The sequence below is a fragment of the Clostridium sp. Marseille-P2415 genome (genome assembly GCF_900155545.1).
Lineage (GTDB): Bacteria > Bacillota > Clostridia > Lachnospirales > Lachnospiraceae > Lacrimispora.
Map to the genome: position 1 here is coordinate 2,028,537 of NZ_LT732526.1, position 682 is coordinate 2,029,218.

The following is a 682-nucleotide window of genomic DNA, read 5'->3' on the forward strand; positions in this document are numbered from 1 at the left end:
TTCTGCCCATGATGCAATGCCGTATTATAAATACTTTCAGCAGAAAGGAATCACACCATTCATTGACCTGAATGAGAAGAGGGGCATCAAGACGAAATACAAAGATGACTTTACCATCGGCAAGGATGGCATCCCCGTCTGCAGAGCAGGACTTAGGATGAACCATGACGGCATTGAGAAAAACAAGCACCGCATCAAGTACCGCTGCCCTTTGGCAAGTAGAAAATATGGCTGTTCATGTAAAGAGCCCTGTTTTGATTCCAAGTATGGCAGAACAGTTCATCTGGCTATGAAGGACAATCCCAGACTAATCAACATACCTCCAAGGGATAGTAAAAAATGGAAAACTGAGTATCATGCAAGAACTTCTGTAGAACGTTCCAATAAACGTGAGAAATTAGACTTCTTATTAGAAAACGGCAGACACCGCTCTACTAAGATGTGGTACTGCCGCCTCTATCACATCGTGATGTTACAGCATCTCGATGCATGGGATCTGCCTTACGAGTCAGATCTCAAAAAACTTATTTTGCAGGTCGCATAATCTGCATCTCTATTTTAAACCATAGCGGCAGCTATGTCTATTTCTCATGCCCATTTTTCGAAATTTCCATTACTTTTCTACTCATCTGGATAATATTTACTTATCAAAGTTCACTTTGCCAGCCCTACCGGCATAATC

General features: G+C 41.8%; 1 pseudogene. It reads left to right on the forward strand.

The window, feature by feature from the left end:
- A pseudogene (locus BQ9856_RS14215) lies at positions 1–544 on the forward strand (hypothetical protein); the annotation flags it as partial.
- Between the last annotated feature and the right edge of the window lie 138 nt (positions 545–682).